Genomic DNA, 20143 nt, shown 5'->3' on the forward strand with positions numbered 1-20143 from the left:
CCGACCACCCGAAACTGCCGACCACCCGGAACTACCGATCACCCCGTGCCCGTCCCGGTCACGCCTCCTCTGGCGCGCGCTCCCCGGCCGGCGACGCCGGAGCCGCCTGCGCGGCCGGCGCCGTCGTCTCCAGGGCGTGGATCAGCGACTGCGCGTCGTACGGGCCGGTGTGCCGGCGGCCGTTGACGAAGAACGTCGGCACGGCGGTGACCTCCATCGCCTCGGCGTCGAGCACATCGTCGCGCACCCGGCCCGCCACCTCCGGGGAGACCAGGTCCCGCTCGAACCGGTCGACGTCGAGCCCGAGTTCCTCCGCGCGCCGGACGATGTCCGACGGAAGCTGGTTCTCCTGGTCGAGCAGCAGGCTGCGCTCCATGTCGAAGAACTTGCCCTGCATCGCGGCGGCCTCCGCCGCCTCGGCGGCCGCGACGGCGTTCGGGTGGTACCGGTCGAGCGGCGCGTGCCGCCAGACGTACCGCAGCCGGTCGCCGATCTCGCGGTGCACCTCCTGGATGGCGCCCGAGGCCTTGGAGCAGAACCCGCACTGGAAGTCGCCGTACTCCACCAGCGTGTACGGGGCGTCGGCCGGGCCGAACACGTGGTCCCGGGCCGGGTCGACCGGGCGCAGCAGCGTGGCTCCCGCCTCCTTGGACGGGTGCACGCGGTCCGAGATCTTGAAGATCACGGCGGCGAGCAGGAACGCGACCACCGACGCCGTGAGTACGCCCACCCGCGCCTCGTTCTGCACGGCGGCGTCCTCGATCGCGAGGTCGACGATGAACAGCGAGATCGTGAAGCCGATGCCGCACAGCGCGCCGCCGCCGGCGAGCCGGTCGAGCGTCAGCCCGGGCCCGAGGTCCCCGAGGCGGAACACGCGCATGACCGTCCCGGTGCCCAGCACGCCGATGAACTTGCCGACCACGAGGCCCACGATGATGCCCCAGGTGATGGCGGAGCTCGCCGCCGCGGCCAGGATCTCGGCGTTGATCTGCACGCCCGCGTTCGCCAGCGCGAACAGCGGGAGGATCACGTACGCCACGTACGGGGCGTACGCCGACTGGAGCCGCTCGTTGATCGAGATCGACTCGCGCAGGCTGTTCGCCGCGGCCCGCGCGTAGTCGCTGTTCGGCGACTGCCGGAACGTGCGCGCCAGGGTCAGCGCGTGCTCGACGTCGCGCCGGCTGGGCCGGTAGACCGGCACCAGGAGCGCGATGGCCACGCCCGCGAGGGTCGGGTGCACGCCGGACGCCAGGAACGCGCCCCAGACGATGATCGACAGGGTGGCGTAGATGGGCCCGCGGCCCGTGGGCACGTACCGCGTGAGGTAGACGCCGACCAGGCCCACGGCGGCGATCACCAGCGGCAGCGGGTCGAAGTTCTCGGTGTAGACGAGCGCGATGATGCTCAGGGCGCCGATGTCGTCCACCACCGCGAGCGCCAGCAGGAAGACTCTCAGCCGGCCGGGCGCGCGTGGTCCGATCAGCGCCAGCGCGCCGACGACGAACGCCGTGTCCGTCGAGATGACGACCCCCCAGGCGTGCTCCCAGCCGGAGCCGCGCGCGATGAGCACGTAGAGCACGGCGGGCACCACGAGCCCGGCGACGGCGGCGGCGACCGGGACCATGGCACGCGACCAGCTCGTGAGCTCGCCGATCGCGAACTCGCGCCGCACCTCCAGGCCGACGGTGAAGAAGAAGATGGCCATGAGCGCGTCGTTGACCAGGGCGTGCAGCGTGAACTCGAGCTGGAAGTCGCCCACCCCGAGGTTGAGGTGCGTCTCCCAGAACTCGCTGTACGACTCGAACGAGATGTTCGCCCAGAGGATGGCCGCGAGAGTCCCGACCAGGAGGAGGAGCGCACCGAGGCGGCTCTGGCCGAGCGAGCGGATCCACACGGCGATGGACGGCCAGTGCGGGCCCGGGTCGTGCGTCTCGGGGTCGGGCGACCGCTCGACAATGGTCAGGTTCGCCATCATTTCTCCTGTTTTCGCGGGTCGCCAGGGCCGTGCAGCATGAAAACTGGTGAATCTTTGTCGCTCAGATTAGTGGGCGACCCGGCGCGCGACGGGGAATTTCACCCGCTCCCGGCCGACGTCGGCTGACCTACGCTGACCCCCATGCCCCTGGATCCCGAGTCCGACCTCGACAGCGACTTCGAGGCTGTCGGCATCGACGACGACACCCGGCTGGTCTACCGGTACGTGCTGGCCCAGGGCACCGTCCGGGTCGAGGACGTCGCCCAGGACGTGCCGCTGGAGGGCACCGACCCCGCCGGGATGCTGGCGCGGCTGCGCACGGCCGGGCTGATCAACCGCACGGCCGGGAGCGACGGCGAGTACACGGCGGTGGACCCGCGCGTGGCGCTGCGGGCGCTCACTGACCGCACCGCCGCGCAGCTCGACCGTGTCCGGGCGACGATCCCGGACCTGGCCGGCCTGTTCGAGCAGGCGTCCGACGCCGCGGGCTCCGGCGCCGGGGTGCACGTGATCGACGACCCCGCGCTGATCGGCGCCTGGTACACGCGCATGGAGCACGAGGTGACGGCCGAGTTCATGGCGTTCGACCGGCCGCCGTACGTGCTGGCGGACGAGAACCCGGTGGAGCCGCTCGCGCTGGCCCGCGGCGTCCAGTGGCGCGCCGTGTACGCGGCGGAGGTGCTGGACATCCCCGGCGCGTGGGCGGAGCTGCGCCACGCGGCGTCGGTCGGCGAGCAGGCCCGCATCGCGCGGACCCTGCCCACCAAGCTGGCCATCGCCGACCGGCGCACCGCGCTGGTCAGCACGGACCTCGACCCGCAGCACCCGGCGGCCGTGGTGGTCGAGGGCGGCCCGCTCGTGGACCTGCTGGTCGCCGCGTTCGAGGCCGTGTGGGCGGACGCCGTGGAGATCCCGGCGTCCGACAGCCTGGAGGGCACCGCTCCCCCGGACCGCGGACCGAACAAGGACGACCGCGCGCTGCTCGCGCTGCTCGGCTCCGGCGCCAAGGACGAGGCGATCGCGCGCGAGCTCGGGCTGTCGGAGCGGACGCTGCGACGACGCAGCGCGGACCTGCTGCGCCGCCTGGGCGCGGCCAACCGCTTCCAGGCGGGGGTCCAGGCGGTCCGCAAGGGCTGGCTCTAGGGATGTCGCCCGCGCGGGGTGAAAAATGCCGCGCCGCGTGACGCCCGTGTAAAACCTTGCGGCCGGTACCGGCCAGTGGCCAGATACGGCCATTCCGCCCATTGCTCGCACAGGGTAGCGCGGGCTAGACAGCCCTCATGCAACCTCTGCCCTCCGGCCGCCGCCGGGGTCTCCTTCTCGGGAGCACCCTCGTCTCGGCCTCCCTGGTCCTGTCCCCCGGAGCCGCCGTCGCGGCCCCGGACGCCGCACCCGACGCCGATCCGGTGCGCGTCATCATCGAGCTCGACTCCCCCACGGCCGCCGACGTCGTCGGCCAGGAGGCGGTCGCCGCCGCCCGTACCGCCACCGGCGCCGGTGCGGCCCGCGCACGCAGCGACTTCGCCGCCGACTACCGCGCCGCCGTCGACGAGGTCGAGGAGGCTCAGGAGGGCGTCACGTCCTGGGCCGAGCAGCAGGGCGTCGAGCTCGACAAGCCCGAGTCCGTCACGGGCCTGCTGTCCGCCGTCGTCGCCACCGTCGACCCCGCGGACCTGGCCGAGCTGCGCTCCGCCCCCGGTGTCGCGCGCGTCACCGAGAGCGCGGCGGTGCGCATCCTCGGCGACGAGGCGAACATCCCCGCCACCGGCGCCCCGCAGGTCTGGGAGCGCGACGACGCCGACGGCGCCCCCGTCACGGGCGAGGGCCGCACCGTGGCGATCATCGACACGGGCATCGACTACACGCTGGCCGACCTCGGCGGCGGGTTCGGCCCCGGCCACCGCGTGGTCGACGGCTACGACTTCGTCAACGACGACGCCGACCCGATGGACGACCACATGCACGGCACGCACGTGGCCGGCATCGTGGGCGCCGGCGGGGACAACCTGACCGGCATGGCGCCCGACGTGACGTTCACGGCGTGGAAGGCGATGGACGCCAACGGCGGCGGCACCACCGAGGACCTGCTGCTCGCGCTGGAGGCCGCGACCGACCCGCTGGGCGACCACCCGGCCGACGTCGTGAACATGAGCCTCGGCACGCCCGGCGACGGCACCGACCCGCTGGGCCGCGCCTCCACCGCCGCCGTGCGGCAGGGCGTCGTGGTCGTGGCCGCGGCCGGCAACGCCGGCCCCTACGACCAGACGGTCAGCTCGCCGGCCGCCGCCGAGGGCGTCATCGCCGTCGGCGCGCAGGTGACCGGCGTCGCCGACCCGACGCTGACCCTCGACGGCGCCGCGCCGGGCGACGACCCGCGGCCGCTGGACGTGACCCGCTTCCCGATGTCGGCCAACCCGCCGGCCGAGGGCATCACGGGCCGCCTGGTCGACGTCGGCGACGGCTTCGACGAGGAGGACTACGAGCTGGCGGGCGACGTGCGGGGCGCGATCGTCGTCATGCAGAGCATGACCGCCACCTCCCTGGGTCAGGTGCAGGGCCCGCACCTGCTGCAGGCCCAGCTCGCCGAGGAGCACGGGGCCGTGGGCGCCCTGCTCTACACGCCGAGCCCGACCGACCCCGCCGGCGACGGCGGCGCGGGCCCCCAGGGGTCCGCGAACATCCTGGCCGGCGGCGGCTTCGACCTGCGCCGCGAGTCGCTGGTCATGATGAACCTGAGCTCGGCCCAGTACCAGACCTTCAAGTCCGAGGTCGCGGCCGGCACCGTCTCAGGCACGATCGGCTCCGTCGACGTGACCGACACGATCACCGACTTCAGCTCCCGCGGCCCGAGCGACGCCATGACGCTCAAGCCCGAGATCGTGGCGCCCGGCTTCGAGATCATGTCCGACATCCCGGCGATGTTCGGGGTGGACGGCGACCAGTACCGGATGTCCGGCACCTCGATGGCCGCGCCGCACGTCGCCGGGGCGGCCGCCCTGCTGGCCCAGGCGCGGCCCGAGCAGACCGCGGAGCAGCTCCGCGCGACCCTCATCGGCAGCGCGCAGCCGCTGGAGTCGGACGAGGCCGACGTGTCGCCGTCCGCCCAGGGCGCCGGCAAGCTCGACGTCGCCGCCGCCGTGGACCAGCAGGTCACGGCCGCGCCCGACGCCGTCTCGCTGGGGCTCGCCGACATGGGCGGCAAGCCCGCCCGGACCAGCACCGTCGTGCTGCGCAACTCCGGCACCAAGGCCGTGACGGTCAAGCTGTCGGCGAGGCCCGCCGCGACGAGCACCGGCGAGGCCGAGCTCTCCGCGCGCCAGGTCAAGATCCCGGCCGGCCGCAGCGCCTCGGTCGACCTCACCGTCACCCCGGACACCAGCACCCCGGACGCGGGTGGCACCGAGACCTCCGGCGTCGTGGTGGGCACCGTCTCCGACGGCACCACCGTGCGCATCCCGTACGCGGCCTACGTGCGGCCGCTGCAGGTGCAGTCCTCGCCGACCCTGGCGACCGGCAGCAGCGACGTCTTCGTCTACGCGCCGATGACCCCCGAGGCGACGCCGACCGCGACGGCGACCGCGCCGTCCGGCGAGAAGTACACCGCCGCGCTCACCGCCGTCGGCACCAGCCCCGGCTGGTACCGCGGCACCGTGCCGCTCGACGAACCCGGCACCTACCGGCTCGACGCCCGCGCGACCGTGACCGGCCGCACCCTGACCGGCACCGGCGGCGTGCAGTCCGAGGGCGCCGACCAGGCGGGCGCGTGGGAGCAGGTCGGCCTCTCCGGCGCGGCCCGCGAGCTCGCCACCTCCCCCACCACCCCGGGGACCGGCCTGGCGATGGCCGGGTCCGGCGTGCACCCGTTCGTCACCACCGACTACGGCGTCACCTGGCAGCGGGTGCGCAGCATGCCCGTCGCCGACGGTTGGGGCATCCCCGTGGCTGACACGACCACGCCCGGCGGGTTCTACGTGGCCCTGAACGGCGCCGCCGGCAAGGTCACCCTCGACCCCAGCTACTCCGGCCGCATCGTGCACACGCCCGACGCCGGGGCCACCTGGACGGTGCTGCCCTTCCCCGACGTCGCCATCAGCGAGCTCGTCGCCCACGGTGACGCGCTGGCCGCGGTGACCGACTCCGGCCTCTACGTCAGCCGGGACGGCGGGCAGCGCTGGAGCCGCGTCGCCCCGGAGTGGAGCGGCCTCGTGTACGGCGCCGCCTTCGCGGACGACGACCTGCTCATCGCCACCTATGACGGCGTCTACCGGATCGCCGACGTGCTGTCCGGCGGCCGCGAGGTCACGCAGCCGTACGTCACCAACGACTACCGCGACCGCCCCCAGGGCGTCGTGGCCGACGGGTCCACCGCGGTGCTGGTCCGCGGCGACGGCGTCGCGCTGACCTCGGCGGACGGCGGCGCTACCTGGACGGAGGGCGCCGACACCGAGCAGTCCTACGTCACCGTCACCAGCCTGACGAACGGCACCGTGTACGCGTCGGGCCTGTCGTCCTTCAGCACCAGCGACGACCTCGGCAAGACCTGGCAGACCCACCCGCTGCCCGTGCGCGGGCCGCTCGCCACCGATGTCGACCACTGGCCCGGCACGCCGGACGAGCAGATCGTCATGTCGATGGAGAACGCCGGGATCTTCACGACCGACGACGGCGAGGAGTGGACCAAGGCCGGGGTCTCCGGCTCCGACGTCTCCGGCGTGCACGCGGGCGTCGACGCCGACGGCGAGCCCGTGCTGCGCGCCGTCGACTTCGAGGGCCTGCACCAGCAGCCGCTGGCAGAGCTCGGTCCCGACGCGCAGGACTGGGGCTCGATCGGCCACGAGGGCGTCATCGGCCGCCAGGTCTCCGAGGTGGCCCAGTCCCCGCTGGGCGACCACGACGTCTGGGCCGTGGGCACCAACGCGTTCGGCGGCGGCCGCATCCTGACGGCGGGCGCCGGCGAGTCCGACGCCGACCTCACGCAGGTGGGCCCGACGGGCGGCTTCAGCCCGACGGCGCTGGCGGTCTCCCCGCACGCCGAGGACACGGTCGCGGTGGGCTACACCTCGCTCGTGGACACCGGCCTCATGGTCTCGACCGACGGTTTCGAGACGTGGACCAGCTACGCGCACGAGGTGCTGGTGCAGCAGGTCGTGATGGACCCGGTGGACGAGAACCGGCTCTGGCTGGCGACGTCGTCCGGGCTGTACCGGTCGGACGACCTCGGCCGGACGATCACCCGGCTGACGCAGGACGAGGCGCGGTCCGTGTGGGTCGACCCCGCCGACACCGACCACGTGGTGGTCGGCGAGACGCCGGGCATCCGGGTCAGCACCGACGGCGGCAGGTCCTTCACCGACGCCGAGGTGCCGAACACGTCCGCCGCGGTGGGCACGTTCGTGGCCGTCGAGGTGCCAGACGGTCCCGCTGCCGGCACGGAGCTGCTGGTCGCGGGTGCGGCCCGCTGGCGCCCGTACGGCCTGGCGGCCAACGGCGCGGGGGTGCTCGTCTCGGCCGACGGCGGCGCCACGTGGGCGTCGGCGTCCAAGGACCTGACGGCGATGTCGGTGCGGTCCCTCACCGTGAGCCCCGACGGCGCCTGGGTCTACGCCGGCACCGACGAGGGCGGCGTGCACCGCACCGCTGTCAGTGCGCTGGTGCCCGGCGACCTGCTGCCCGCGGCGACGTCGACGCAGATCAAGGCCCCGGCCTCGGTCCGCCCGCTGGAGCCGTTCCTGGTCAAGGTCACCGTGTCCGCCGACGACGTCACGCCGTCGGGCCGCGTGACCGTCACGGTGGGCCGCGAGGGAGACCGGCACCCGTACGAGCGGACGGTGCAGCTGCGCCACGGCAAGGCCGACGTGCTGGTGCCGCCGCTCCTGCGGGCCGGCGACTACACGATCACGGCCCGGTACGCCGGGACCGACGAGCTCGCGGCCTCCGAGGCGACCGCGGACCTGGAGGTGAAGCGGCGCTGAGGTTCGCCGGGGCGCGCTGAGGTGTAGGGCGGCCCGGCCGGGTGGTCGGTAGGACGTCAGGTGGTCGGCAGCTCGTGCTGCCGACCACCTGCCGTCTTGCCGACCACCCTCGGGCGCGCTCGCCGCGCCGCCTCGGGGCGCCGATGGCATCGTGAGCGCATGACGACTCCTCCTGCGGTGCGCGGTGCGGTCCCCGACGTCGACACGGTCCTGGCACCGCTGGCCGAGCTCCTGCCCGGGCTGCGCGAGATCTACGTGGACCTGCACGAGCACCCCGAGCTGTCGTACCAGGAGACCCGGACGGCGGCGCTGGTCGCCGAGCGGCTCGCCGCGGCCGGGTACGTGGTGCACTCCGGCGTCGGCGGGACCGGTGTGGTCGGGGTGCTGACCAACGGCGACGGCCCGTGCGTGCTGCTGCGCGCCGACATGGACGCCCTGCCTGTCACGGAGGACACCGGGCTGCCCTACGCCAGCACCGTCCGCACCACGACGGCCGAGGGGGTCGAGTCGGGCGTGATGCACGCCTGCGGGCACGACGTCCACGTCACCGCCCTGCTCGGCGCGGCCGACGTGCTGGCCCGCGGCCGGACGGAGTGGTCGGGCACGCTGGTCGTCGTCTTCCAGCCGGCGGAGGAGCTCGGCACGGGCGCCCGCGCCATGGTCGACGACGGGCTGTACGACCTCGTGCCCCGCCCCGACATCGTGCTGGGGCAGCACGTGGCGCCCGTCGCGGCGGGCCTGCTCGGGCTGCACGCCGGTCCGGCGTTCGCGGGCACCGACATCCTGGACATCCGGCTGATCGGCCGGGGCGGCCACGGGTCGCGTCCGGAGGCCACGGTGGACCCCGTCGTGATGGCCGCCTCCACGGTGCTGAAGCTGCAGACGATCGTCTCGCGCGAGGTCGCGGCGGGCGACGCCGCCGTCGTCACGGTGGGCCGCCTCCAGGCGGGCACCAAGGACAACATCATCCCGGACGAGGCCCACCTCGGCGTGAACATCCGCTCCTTCGACGAGGCCGTGCGGACCCGCGTCCTGGGCGCGATCGACCGGATCGTCCACGCGGAGGCCGACGCCGCCGGTGCGCCCCAGCCCCCGCAGATCACGCCCGGCGAGTCGTTCCCGCCGCTGTTCAACGACCCGGCCGAGACCGAGCGCACCCGCGCGGCCCTGGCCGCCCGGTTCGGCGCTGAGCGGGTCATCGACCCGGGCGCGGTGTCCGGCAGCGAGGACGTCAGCGTGCTCGCGACCGCCGTCGGCGTGCCGCTGGTCTACTGGCTGCTCGGCGGCTGGGACCCGGCGGCGTTCTTCGCGGCGGAGCAGGCGGGCACGACGGACCGGGACATCCCGTCCAACCACTCCCCCCGGTTCGCGCCGGTGCCGCACCCGACCCTGGAGACGGGCGTGACGGCGCTGGTCGTGGCGGCCCTGGACCGGCTGTCGGCGCCGGGCGGGGCCTGAGGCCACGGTCCCGCGCGGCACGTTGCGCGTTCGGGCCGAGGCAGGCCGGGGGGGGGGGGGCAAAGGCCACTCCCCCAGCAGCGTTACGGAGAGTGAACAATGCTCACTCTCTGTCACGTACCCGGCGGCGTGCCCATTACCCCGCACCTCGCTCACCACTCCGGCCCTGCTCGCTGGACCTCCTCGCTGACGGCCTTCTCAAGCACGCCCGGCCATGGTTGGCTTCGGCCCGTGGAGATCATCGTGACCAGCGTCGTCGCCGTCGTCGGAACCCTGCTCGGCTCGCTCGCGACCCACTACTTCCAGCGCCGCAACCGCGCGGACGCGGAGCGCTTCGAACGCGGTGAACGCCTGCGCCAGGAGCGGGTCAGTGCGTACACGAAATTTGGCGGAGTCCTCGTGAACCTGCGCCGCGCCCACATGGACCGCTGGTTCGCGATCCACGACGAGCGCAAGAGCGTCGATCCCGAGGCGCTGCGCTACGAGACCTACCGCCTCTACACCGACGCGCAGGAAGCCCTGTTCCGCGTCCAGCTCGTCACCGAGTCCAAGGACCTTATCGCCCTGGGCAAGGAGGCGATCGAGGGCGTGGACCAGATGAAGCCGAACCTCTCACCGGAGGAGTTCGCGAGCACCCGCGACACCTCCCGTCAGGGCGTCTTCCGCTTCATGGAGGCAGCCCGCAAGCACGTCGAGGTGGCGTGACCGCGAGCGGCCGCCGCCTCCGCAGCTGCTTGACGGAGTCAGTCCGCGTCCTCACCAAACGTCCGGCAGGATACGAGTCCGCGCAGAAACTCCGGAAAAGAATCCGCGATGCGCCGCGGCACCCTGTCCTCGTCGACGTACGCAACAGAAGGCTCGCCGAGAGGACCGCTCGCTGAATAGTCGAGCATCACCGTGTCGTACCCGGCCGAAGGCGTGATTCCGAGCACTACTCCGATCTCTGGGTACTGCCATTCAGCAATCATGTTCGATGAAACAACGTCGACCCCCCATGCACCGCCAACGCCCCAGATCGCATCGATGCAGATATGGTCAGGCGCCCACGATGTGGCGAAGTCGGTCGGAAAGCACCGGTTTCGCAATAGACCGCCGTTCTGCACGAGGAGCAGTTCGACGTAACCTTCCGGGAGGCGGACCTGGAGCACCGTCTCGGCCTGCCGGATCATCTCCGCGTCAGCAGGCTGACCGATGTAATCTGATTGGTCGGTCGGATCGAATACGGTCATCACGAACTCCGCTCTAGCAAATCGCGAACCCACCAGTGTGGCCGGTCTTCGCGTGGACAGACATGCTGACCAATTGCATCACACCGCAATTCTGGTGATGGTTCCAGGTCCACTTGCCCTTGCGATACGCCGCCGTGATTCCGGCCGCTTTGTCCGCGGCAGCGAAGTCCTGCGCCCTGTTGCCGGTCAGAGTAATCGTGACATCCGGTGTGGCCGGGTCCCTGTATGCGCTGAAGTCGGGAAACCCTTGGGCATCGAACGGCACGCCCGTCACCGGGTGCGTTCCACCAGCAAGGTGAGCGTTGATCGGCCCGACGGGGGTCCCTCCCGACGCACAGTTGCACGCGGAGGTGTGACCCCCGACCGACCCTCCGCAGTTGTGGACCAGCACCGAGCTGGTATCCAGGGCGTCGCCGGCACTGGCATAGAACGTGTGATCTGAGTCGACAGCGAGGTTGTACACCACTGCCTGCTTGCGCTCGACATCGACGTCCGCGACCTGCATCCAGGTGCCAGCACTGGACTTGAGCCAGTCACCGGCCCGTAGGTCGATCGCGTCGACCCATGCGCCCTCCTTGGCACTCCAGAACGGGTGGCCTTGCGTGGCGACGATCTGCTGCCTGTCACCATCGTCGTCCCGGGCCGTCACTGTCACCAGGGTCTTTTCGCCACTTCCGGTGACGTGCGCAGTGACCAGCCTCCCGCCCGAACGGCTGCCGGTGTTCTCGTCTCCGGAAAGGACCTCGTCACCGGGCTTCAAGTCCTCGATCGGCTTTCGCGTGCCGTCTGCCATCAAGACCAGAGTGCCTGCCGCAAAACTGTTGCCGATCTGGCAGGAAACCGGCTCGTCCGTCTTCGCCGAGTCCCCCTTGCCCGTCGTGTCAGCCTTCTTCTTGGCCGCGTCCGCCCGCGCCTTGGCCTTTGCCTCGGCCGCGAGCTTCTTGATCTTGGCATCGGCAGCAGCCTTCGCCTTGGCCGCCTTCGCCGCCGCCTCACGCGCGGCCTTCGCAGCTGCTGCCTTTGCCGCCTCCGCGGCTTGTTTCGCCTTCTTGGCGCCGGAGAGGATCTTCTGGGCCCACTTCAGCTCGCTGGAGAAGGTCATCACGGCCTTGCCGGCCTTGTAGATGGCCTCGCCGATCTTCGCGGCCTTGAAGATCTTGCCCCAGGGCAGCGCGCCGACCACGAGCATCACGCACGCGCCCAGGTCGCCGTCCAGGCAGTCCATCAGGTCGGTGATCCCGAGGAACTCCATGAGGATCTGCCCGCCGGCCTCCAGGATGACGTCGAGCATCGACTTACCCTGGAGCTGCTGCGCCTTGGCGACGTCCTCGGCGCTCGGGCCCTCGACCTCGGCGCCGGGATCGTTCGGGTTGGACGTCGTGTCCGCGCCGGTCGGGCTCTCCGTGGTGCCACCGCCCGTCGGGCCCTCGATCTCCCGCTCGCCCGTCGGGTCCGTGAACACCATCGGGTTGTTGCCCGCGTACGCGTACGGCGACGACCCGATCGGCTGCGCCCCTGCCGGGTCCACGGACGAGAACCGCCCCGTGCCCGGGTCGTAGTTCCGCGCCCGCATCGCGTAGTTGCCCTCGCCCGTGGTCGGGTCGAGGTACGCGCCGGCGAACCGCATCGGGTTCTTGATCGTGTCGCCGGGCTGGGCGTCCGCCAGCGGCCCGACGCCGGTCAGCGTCGCGCCGTCAGCCGAGCCGCCGTCGCCCGAACCAGCACCGTCCGAGCCGGTGTCGGCCGAGCCGTCTGCGCCACCCCCGGCCGCCTCGGCGACGGCCCCGGCCAGCGTCGTGCCCTGCCGCGGGTTGCCGAACGGGTCGTAGTCGTACCCCTCCTCGACCTGCCCGTCGGCCGAGAGCATGTTCGCCACGCCGCCCAGCCAGTCGTGCGTGTAGACGTGCGCCCCGCCCTGCGTCTCCAGCAGCGCGAGCGGCTCGTCCGTGGGCCCGTAGGCGAAGGCCTGCCGGCCCTGCACCACGCCGTTCACGTCCGAAAGGGTGTCGACGGCGATGTTCTCCAGCGACCCGTTGACGTCCCACGACCAGTGCCGGGTCTTGGCGCCCGCGCCCACCCCCGTGATCGCGTCCAGCCGCATGCGCGTCGCGTCGTAGGTGTAGTCCGTGCGCACTCCACCCACGGTCGCCCGGGCCAGCGTGCTGTCCAGGTTGTACTCGAGCCGGTCGTCACCGGCGCGTGTCTGGTTGCCCAGCAGGTCGTAGCCGTACTCCTTGCGCTCGACCTTCGGCCGGCCGTCGTCCTTGCCGAACGTGACCTCGCGCAGCAGCTGGCTCGCGTGGTCGTAGGTGTACCGCGTCAGGTCGTCGCCCGCCGAGCCGGTCCGCTTCTGCTCGGTCCGGTTGCCGAGCAGGTCGTACTCGTACGAGATCCGGCCGGCGGCCTTGCTCTTCGGCTCGCACTCGTGCGCCGCGTAGCAGGCGTCCGTCACGCGGTTCGCGTCGTCGTACGCGTAGGCGACCCCCTCGGTCACGCCGCCGCGCGTCGTCAGGACCTTCGTCGGGTTGCCGACCTCGTCGAGCGTCAGGTCGAACGCCGAGACCGGGTCCTGCACGCCGTCCACCGGGTCCCCGGTGCGCTCCGTGCCGATCGAGGTGAGGCGGCCCGCGTCGTCGTAGGCCCGTTTCTCGGTCAGGCCCGTGGTCGCCGGCAGCGTCGTCGCCGTCCGGCGGCCGGCGACGTCGTACGCGTACTCCCAGCGTGCGCTGCTCGCGCCCGCCGAGCCGCCGGCCGCCGTCGTGGAGACGAGCCGCGAGTCGTCGTCGTACGTCGAGGTGATCTTCGTGCCGTCGGGGTAGGTGCGGTCGGTGATGTTGCCGCGCTGGTCGTACCCGTAGGTGAAGGTCTCGGCGGCCTGGTTCGCCTCCTCGCGGACCACCTGGGTGATCTGGTCCTCGTCGTCGTACGTCACCGTGCGCACGCCCAGCGGGTCGCCGTACGACGTCGTCCGGTCCTTCGCGTCGTACCCGTAGGTGTACCCGGGCCCGCCCGAGCCGACCTGCTGGCTGGTCAGGCGGCTGCGCAGGTCGTACTCCGAGGTGATGGTCCGCTCGGCCCGCTCGGCGTCGCTCAGGTCGTCGAGGTCCTCGCGCCGGTCGGTCGTGATGCTCGAGACGGCGTTCGACTCGGCGTCGTACCCCACGTGCGTGGTCCGGCCCAGCGGGTCGGTGGTGGCCAGGGGACGCCCGGCCTCGTCGTAGGTGACGTGCGTGCGGCCGCCCTGCGGGTCGCCGACGCCGACCACGCGGCCGTCGTCGTCGTAGGCGAGCACCGTCGCGAAGGCCTGGGAGAACAGCGGCAGCCTCGGCGCGTCCGGCTGGCGCACGTGGCTCACCTGGTCGTCGTCCCGGTAGGCCACGTAGGTGGTCCCGCCCCGCGCGTCCGTCACCTCGGTCGGGCGGCTGTTCTCGTCGTAGGTGGTCGACGTCGTGTTGCCGAGCGGGTCGATCTCGCGCACCCGGTTGCCCGCCAGGTCGTACTCGTACCGGGTGGTGAAGCGCGCCTTGTCGGCGCCCTCGACGTTGCCGCGCGGCTCCGTCACCGACGCGAGCAGCCCGTCGTCCGTGTAGGCGTACGTCGTGACGCCGCCGACCGGCGAGATCTCCTTGATCTTGTTGCCCGCGGCGTCGTACTCGGTGCGGGTCGTCTTGTCCCCGGCGTCGGTGCGCTCGGTCTGCCGGCCGTTCTTGTCGTACCTCATCGTGGTGGTACGGCCCTTGGTGTCCGTCACGGAGCTGACCTGACCGGTGTTGCTCCGCTCGAAGCTGGAGGTCTTGTTCAGCTCGTTGATCGACGCCGTCGTCCGGTCCAGGGCGTCGACCTTGATGTCGCGGTCCACGTGCTTGCCGCCCGGGTACGGCATCCGCATTCGGACCGGGTTGTCGTTCGCGTCGTAGAAGTACTCCGTGGTGAAGTCCGCCCGGTTCGCGCCCGGCACGTTGCCGCGCGGCGAGGTCACGGTCTTGACCAGGCCCTTCGCGTCGTACGTGTACGACGTCGTCAGGTCGTCGCCCCGCATCCGCACGCCCTCGGACTTGCGCCGTCCCGCCGCCGTGTACTCGAACACGAGCACCCGGCCGCCCGCCTCGACCTGCGACTGGAGGCCGTTGTCGAGGTAGCTGTACCTGCTGACCACGCCCTCGGGCGAGATCTCCTGGGAGAGCCGGCCGACGTCGTCGTACACCGACCGCCAGCCGCGGGTCTTGCCCGGCTCCTCGACCTCGACCACACGGTCCTGCTCGTCGTAGCGGGTCTCGGTCGTGTAGCGCCGCCGGTCGCGCGGGTCCGCGGTGCCGCGCGGGTCGGTCTGCGCGACCTGGCGCCCGGTCCTGTCGTAGAAGAACTCGCTGCGGCGACCCTCCGGCGACACGACGGCGGACAGCAGCCCCGCGTTCTCCTCGCCGTCCGGCAGGTACTCGTAGCGCGTGACCTTGTCCCGCTGGTCCGTCGTGGACGTGCGCAGGCCCCGGTCGTCGTACTCGTGGTGGATGTCGTTGCCCTCGGCGTCGACGCTGCGCACCAGCTCGTCGAACTCGTTGTACGTGTTCTTCCAGACGTTCCCGTTCGCGTCGGTGAACTCGATCGGGTTGTTCCGGTCGTCGTACTTCGTCTTCTCGTCGAAGCCCTGCGGCGCCACGGCCTGCGTGGGGTTGCCCTGCGCGTCGAACCGCACGACGTGCTGGTACTGGTTGCCGTTGACCACGAGGTTGCGGTCCAGCCGCGCGTTGTACCGGTGGTTGTCGGCGTCGCCGGTGCTGCGCTGGCTGTAGAGCAGCACGTTGCCGCGGTAGCCGTCGTACACGGAGACGTCGTCGGCGTCGGTGCTGCGCGCCTCCTGCTCGTCCGCGTCCCAGGCGAACGTCATCTCGGCGCCCACGCCGTCGCGCTGCGCGACGACGCGCCCGCCGGTGCCGTACTCGTTGTGCACCGCGACCACGTCGTGCGGGTCCACCACCTCGGCCAGGCGGCCCTCGGCGTCGTACCGGTACTCCCAGACGTTCCCGCGGGCGTCCTTGACCCTGCTCAGCAGACCGTCGGCGTACTCGAACCGCACCTGACGACGGTCGGGCAGCGCCATCTTCTCGATCAGCCCGTCGACCAGGTGCGCGACGGCGGTGCGTCCCGACGCGTCGGTGATCCGGACCTCGTCGCGGTCCACGTCGCGGTCCCGGCCCTTGTCCTCGACCTCGACGTAGGCCAGGCGCACGCCGTCGTCGCGCGGGCTGAGCACGGCGGAGAGCCGACCCGCGGCGTCGAACCGGTACCGCACCTGCCCGGGGGTGACCAGCACCCAGCCGTCGCCGTCCTTCCGGAGGTTCGAACGCACGCCCGGCGGGCGCGTGTACCCGTCGCCGTCCGGGGTGTAGAGCGCCTCGGCGCCGTCCTCGGCGCGCACGATGACACCGTCGTCCGTCGTGGTGACGCGCATGTCGTACGACCACGCCCAGCCCACGCCGAACGGCCCCTGGCGGTTGTTGGCCGAGGAGTAGGTGCGGGCGCTGCCGAACGAGATGCCGAACGACGCCATCTGGAGGTCGCGCTCGACGCGCACGAACGCGCCGGTGCCCGTGTTGACGCCCACGCCACGCTTCGCCTGCCCGACGGCGGTCGGGGCCAGCGCGTTCTCGCACCCGCAGCCGGCCGCCTGGTCGTCGGGGATGGCCGGCGGCAGGATCGTCGCACGCGGCCTCGAGTCGCCCGACGGGTCCGAGACCACCTCGTCGCCGCCCGGCAGCACCGCCGCGACCGTGACGAAGTAGTTCCTGTCCTCGTCGAGCTCCCAGCCGTCCTGGGCGCCGAAGCTGCGGCAGAACTCCGCGCCGCCGCAGAACCGCGGACCCTCCAGCTCCGCCCGGCTGAGGCGCACCGACTCCTGCTCGGTCTGGTCGTCCCCCTCGTACAGGCGCACGACGGCGGCGGTCCAGTCGGGGTCGACGTCGCCGCTGTCGAAGTACAGGACCAGCGAGGTGTCGCCGAGCAGGAAACCCGGGCGCAGGTCGATCCCCGTGAAGCTCGCCGCGGCGGCGTTCGGGCGCACGCTCGTGGCGGTGCTCGTGGCGGTGCTCGGGGCGGTGCTCGTGGGGGCCGTCAGCGTTCGCCACGCCGTCGCCGTCACCTCGGCGGGCTCGCCGCCGGCCCGCACGGCCTCCGGCACCACCGGCGGACGTTCGTCCTCGGCGTACGCGGTGGACCGCCGCACCCCGTCCGGCATCGCCCGGTCGGCCGGGCCCTCCCCCGCCGAGGCGGCCTGCGGCACCGAGGCCGCCTCGGCCTGCTGCTGCGGCGCCACGGCGATCAGCAACGACGCCGAGAAACCGACGGCTACTGCCAGCGCCAGCCAGCGCCGCAACAGCCAGGTGCTGACCAGGTGGTGCGCACGTGCCTCGGACATCGCCAACCCCCGTGTTGGTGTGTTTCCTGAGGAGCCGGGCCGCTGGGCAGCAACCCGACATCGAGTGTGAACACGCTGAACATTTCCTACAACTGGTTTATCCGGCTTTTCGCATTCATATACATTTAGTCAGGGTGAAAAGCGCAGGTCAGAAGGCTGTTCGCATCCGGAAAACTCGCGCAAAACTCGACGTCCGCCGCAGGCCCGGAAGCGCCAGCCCCGGCGGACCCGCGTGCAGGCGCATGCTTTTCCCATGGACGAACCCGCCCGCAGGACGATCGTCATCACCGGTGCCAGCGACGGGATCGGCGCGGCGGCCGCGCGCCTGCTGTCCGACGCCGGCCACCGGGTCGCCGTCGTCGGACGCTCGCCGGAGAAGACCGAGCAGGTCGCCCGCGCCCTCGGCGCCGATCACTTCGTGGCCGACTTCGCCCGGCTCGCCGACGTCCGCCGGCTGGCCGCACAGCTCGACGCGGCCTTCCCCCGGATCGACGTCCTGGCCAACAACGCGGGCGGCATCCTGGGCGACCGCACCAGGACCGAGGACGGCTTCGAGCCGACGCTCCAGGTCAACCACCTGGCGCCCTTCCTGCTCACCAACCTGCTGCTCGACACGCTCCTGGCGAGCCGCGCCGCCGTCGTCCAGACGTCGAGCGTGGGTGCGCGGCTGTTCGGCCACCTCGACCTGGACGACTTGGACCACGACCGGGACTTCACACCCCACCTCGCCTACGGCACGGCCAAGCTCGAGAACATCCTGTTCACCGCGGAGCTGCACCGCCGCTTCCACGGGCAGGGCCTGTCGTCGGTCGCGTTCCACCCCGGCGGCGTCGCGACGAACTTCGCCGCGGAGAGCACCAGCTTCATGCGGCCCCTGTACCGGAGCAGGATCGGCAAGCTCGTCATGGCCTCGCCCGAGCGGGGCGCCGCGCAGCTCGTCCGGTTCGCGCAGACCGCGCCCGGCGTCGACTGGCAGTCCGGCGCGTACTACGAGCGCGGCCGGGTCGCCCACCGCACCCACCCGCAGGCCCGCGACGCCGACCTGGCCCGCCGCCTGTGGGACCGCTCGGCGGAGCTGGTCGGCCTCCCGGCCCGCTGACGCCGCCCTGCCGACGCCGGCCCGCCGACATCGGCCCGCCGACATCTGCCCGCCGACATCCCCTTTGAGGCCCGGGTTTCTTCGCTTTGGGCGCGGCCAAAGCGAAGAAACCCGGGCCTCAAAGGTGAGTCATCACGTCCCGAACGCGGCCGGCCGGCGTCGGCCCCACGCCGCGACGACCTCCTGGCAGGCCGCGACGTCGTCGTCCGCGACCAGCAGCACCAGGTTGCCCACGTGGTCGCTGTACTGGACCCGCACGTTCACGCGCGCATCGCCCAGGCGCCGGGCGAGCGTACCGAGCTGACCGGGCGTCTCCTGGTCCAGCCGGGCCAGCACGACGTCGCGCACCACCGCCGGCCCGAGCCCCGCGGCCGTGACGGCCCGTAGCGCGCGGCCGCCGTCGTGCACCAGGTAGTGGGCCACGGCGGCGCCGTCGACCGTGAAGACGCCGCCGCCCTCCAGGCTGACGCCCGCCGCGCCGAGGGCCTCGCCCAGGTCCGCGAGCGCCCCGGGACGGTCGGGCAGGCGGACCTCCAGGTCCCGCAGGTGGGTGCTCATCCGGCCGTCACCGCTCCGACCAGCACCGTCAGGGTGGCCTCGACGGGGACGGCCAGGGAGGCGGCCACGTAGCAGGCGTGGTGCGCCTGCTCGGCGAGCTCCCGCACCAGCGCCTCGTCGGTCCCGGCGGCCACGCGGACGGTCACGGCCAGGCGGATCGTGCCGAGGCGCGCGGGTGTGGCGGTCAGGTCCAGGTGGCTGGTGGCCGCGTCGTCGTACGCGAGCACGTCCACCCCGGCGCGGGCGGCGGCGCCGAGGAAGGAGAGCATCTGGCACGACGACGCCGCCATCACGACGAGCTGCTCCGGGTTGAGCCGGTCGGGGTCGCCGCGGAAGGCGGAGTCGGCACTCAGCTCGACGACCGGTGTGGCCGGGGCGGCGGTCGCGACGTGGTCGCGGGAGTAGGTGCGGATCCCGCCGCCGGTGGACCCGGCCCAGTGCAGGCGGGTCGCGTAGGGGTGCGACGGGGTGACGCGCGACGGGGTCATGTGCGGTGGGGTCGCACGAGGCAGGGGCGGGGCGGGCTGTGGCTGGCTCATGCCGGGACGGTAGGCCGGATACCCTTCGGTGGACGCCGAAATGTCCGCGCCGTACCGTCGGGCGATGACCCGGGACCGAGACTTCACCGTGGTGGGCCGGGCGCTGTCCACGCCGGCGCGCTCCGTGTTCCTCAACCTGCTCCTGGACGGCACCCGCCGCCCGGCGGGCGAGCTGGCGACAGCGGCCGGCGTGAGCGCCTCGACCGCCTCAGAGCACCTGGCCGTCCTGGTCGACGCCGGCCTCGTCACGGCTCGCACCCAGGGGCGGCACCGCTACTACGCCCTCGCGGGGCCGGACGTCGCGGCCGCGCTGGAGTCCCTCGGCATGCTGGCCGACGCCGCGCCCGTCTCCGGGTACCGCCGCAGCCGCCGGGCCGAGTACCTGGCCGCCGCGCGGTTCTGCTACGACCATCTCGCCGGGCGCCTCGGCACCGGGCTGACGGACGCCTGGGTGCGGTCCGGCTGGCTCGCCGGCCGCGACGAGCTGACCCTCACGGACGCAGGCGCGGTCGGGCTGGGCGAGCTCGGGGTGGACGTCGACGGCGCCGTCGCCGCGCGGCGTCCGACCACCCGGGCCTGCCTCGACTGGACGGAGCGCCGGCCGCACCTGGCCGGGGCGCTCGGCTCCGCCGTCGGCTCGCGGTTCCTCGACGCCGGCTGGGTGACCCGACACCGGTCCGGCCGTGGCCTGGACGTGACCGAGGCGGGGCGCGCGCTGGTCCGCGAGGCGTGGGGCCTCGACCTGGCCGAGCCGGGACACGCGCCAGGCTCGTGGGTCGAGTCGGCCAGTCGGTCAGCCGGCTAGCTGTAGTTCCCCGTGAGGTTGTGAACGCGTTGAGCTGGGGTCTGGCCGCCGATGCCGGTGTGTGGTCGGTGATGGTTGTAGTGGTGTAGCCATGTG

The 20143-nt window shown here is 72.5% G+C and carries 12 protein-coding genes; 6 read left to right on the forward strand and 6 right to left on the reverse strand.

The window, feature by feature from the left end; all coding sequences use genetic code 11:
• Window positions 1-58: 58 nt before the first annotated feature.
• A complete protein-coding gene (gene nhaA, locus ACZ7LE_RS21635; protein ID WP_470405300.1) occupies window positions 59-1972 on the reverse strand; it encodes a Na+/H+ antiporter NhaA in 1914 nt (637 codons plus the stop codon).
• Between the two features lie 144 nt (window positions 1973-2116).
• On the opposite strand from nhaA, the gene ACZ7LE_RS21640 reads away from it, so the two are divergent.
• From ACZ7LE_RS21640 to ACZ7LE_RS21655, 4 genes are all read left to right on the forward strand, one after another.
• Window positions 2117-3118, forward strand: a complete 1002-nt coding sequence (locus ACZ7LE_RS21640) for a hypothetical protein (protein ID WP_470405301.1) — start codon at window positions 2117-2119, stop codon at window positions 3116-3118.
• A 137-nt stretch (window positions 3119-3255) separates the two neighbouring features.
• On the forward strand, window positions 3256-7947 hold the full coding sequence (locus ACZ7LE_RS21645) for a S8 family serine peptidase (protein WP_470405302.1): 4692 nt from the start codon (window positions 3256-3258) through the stop codon (window positions 7945-7947).
• 159 nt (window positions 7948-8106) lie between these two features.
• Window positions 8107-9405, forward strand: a complete 1299-nt coding sequence (locus ACZ7LE_RS21650; RefSeq protein WP_470405303.1) for an amidohydrolase — start codon at window positions 8107-8109, stop codon at window positions 9403-9405.
• A 231-nt stretch (window positions 9406-9636) separates the two neighbouring features.
• A complete protein-coding gene (locus tag ACZ7LE_RS21655) occupies window positions 9637-10110 on the forward strand; it encodes a hypothetical protein (protein ID WP_470405304.1) in 474 nt (157 codons plus the stop codon).
• Between the two features lie 38 nt (window positions 10111-10148).
• On the opposite strand, the gene ACZ7LE_RS21660 is transcribed toward ACZ7LE_RS21655, so the two are convergent.
• Together ACZ7LE_RS21660 and ACZ7LE_RS21665 are read right to left on the reverse strand one after the other, a co-directional pair.
• On the reverse strand, window positions 10149-10634 hold the full coding sequence (locus tag ACZ7LE_RS21660; RefSeq protein WP_470405305.1) for an SMI1/KNR4 family protein: 486 nt from the start codon (window positions 10632-10634) through the stop codon (window positions 10149-10151).
• Window positions 10635-10647: 13 nt separating this feature from the next.
• Window positions 10648-17046, reverse strand: coding sequence for a polymorphic toxin-type HINT domain-containing protein (locus ACZ7LE_RS21665; protein WP_470405306.1), 6399 nt, complete (start codon window positions 17044-17046; stop codon window positions 10648-10650).
• A gap of 253 nt (window positions 17047-17299) precedes the next feature.
• On the opposite strand from ACZ7LE_RS21665, the gene ACZ7LE_RS21670 reads away from it, so the two are divergent.
• The gene (locus ACZ7LE_RS21670; RefSeq protein WP_470405307.1) at window positions 17300-18145 is read left to right on the forward strand and encodes an SDR family NAD(P)-dependent oxidoreductase; all 846 of its coding nucleotides are present in this window, start codon (window positions 17300-17302) and stop codon (window positions 18143-18145) included.
• Window positions 18146-18277: 132 nt separating this feature from the next.
• Here the strand turns inward: ACZ7LE_RS21670 and ACZ7LE_RS21675 are convergent, their stop codons facing one another.
• Together ACZ7LE_RS21675 and ACZ7LE_RS21680 are read right to left on the reverse strand one after the other, a co-directional pair.
• Complete coding sequence (locus ACZ7LE_RS21675) at window positions 18278-18703, reverse strand: ACT domain-containing protein (RefSeq protein ID WP_470405308.1); 426 nt, start codon at window positions 18701-18703, stop codon at window positions 18278-18280.
• On the reverse strand, window positions 18700-19242 hold the full coding sequence (locus tag ACZ7LE_RS21680; protein ID WP_470405309.1) for an OsmC family protein: 543 nt from the start codon (window positions 19240-19242) through the stop codon (window positions 18700-18702). Before ACZ7LE_RS21680 ends, ACZ7LE_RS21675 begins: the two co-directional genes overlap by 4 nt.
• A gap of 64 nt (window positions 19243-19306) precedes the next feature.
• On the opposite strand from ACZ7LE_RS21680, the gene ACZ7LE_RS21685 reads away from it, so the two are divergent.
• Window positions 19307-20047, forward strand: coding sequence for an ArsR/SmtB family transcription factor (locus ACZ7LE_RS21685; RefSeq protein ID WP_470405310.1), 741 nt, complete (start codon window positions 19307-19309; stop codon window positions 20045-20047).
• Here ACZ7LE_RS21685 and ACZ7LE_RS21690 read toward each other — a convergent pair.
• A partial coding sequence (locus tag ACZ7LE_RS21690) for an integrase core domain-containing protein (protein ID WP_470405328.1) occupies window positions 20044-20143 on the reverse strand: 100 nt, incomplete at its 5' end. The genes ACZ7LE_RS21685 and ACZ7LE_RS21690 overlap by 4 nt on opposite strands.

It is taken from the genome of Promicromonospora sp. NPDC110617 (genome assembly GCF_055598465.1).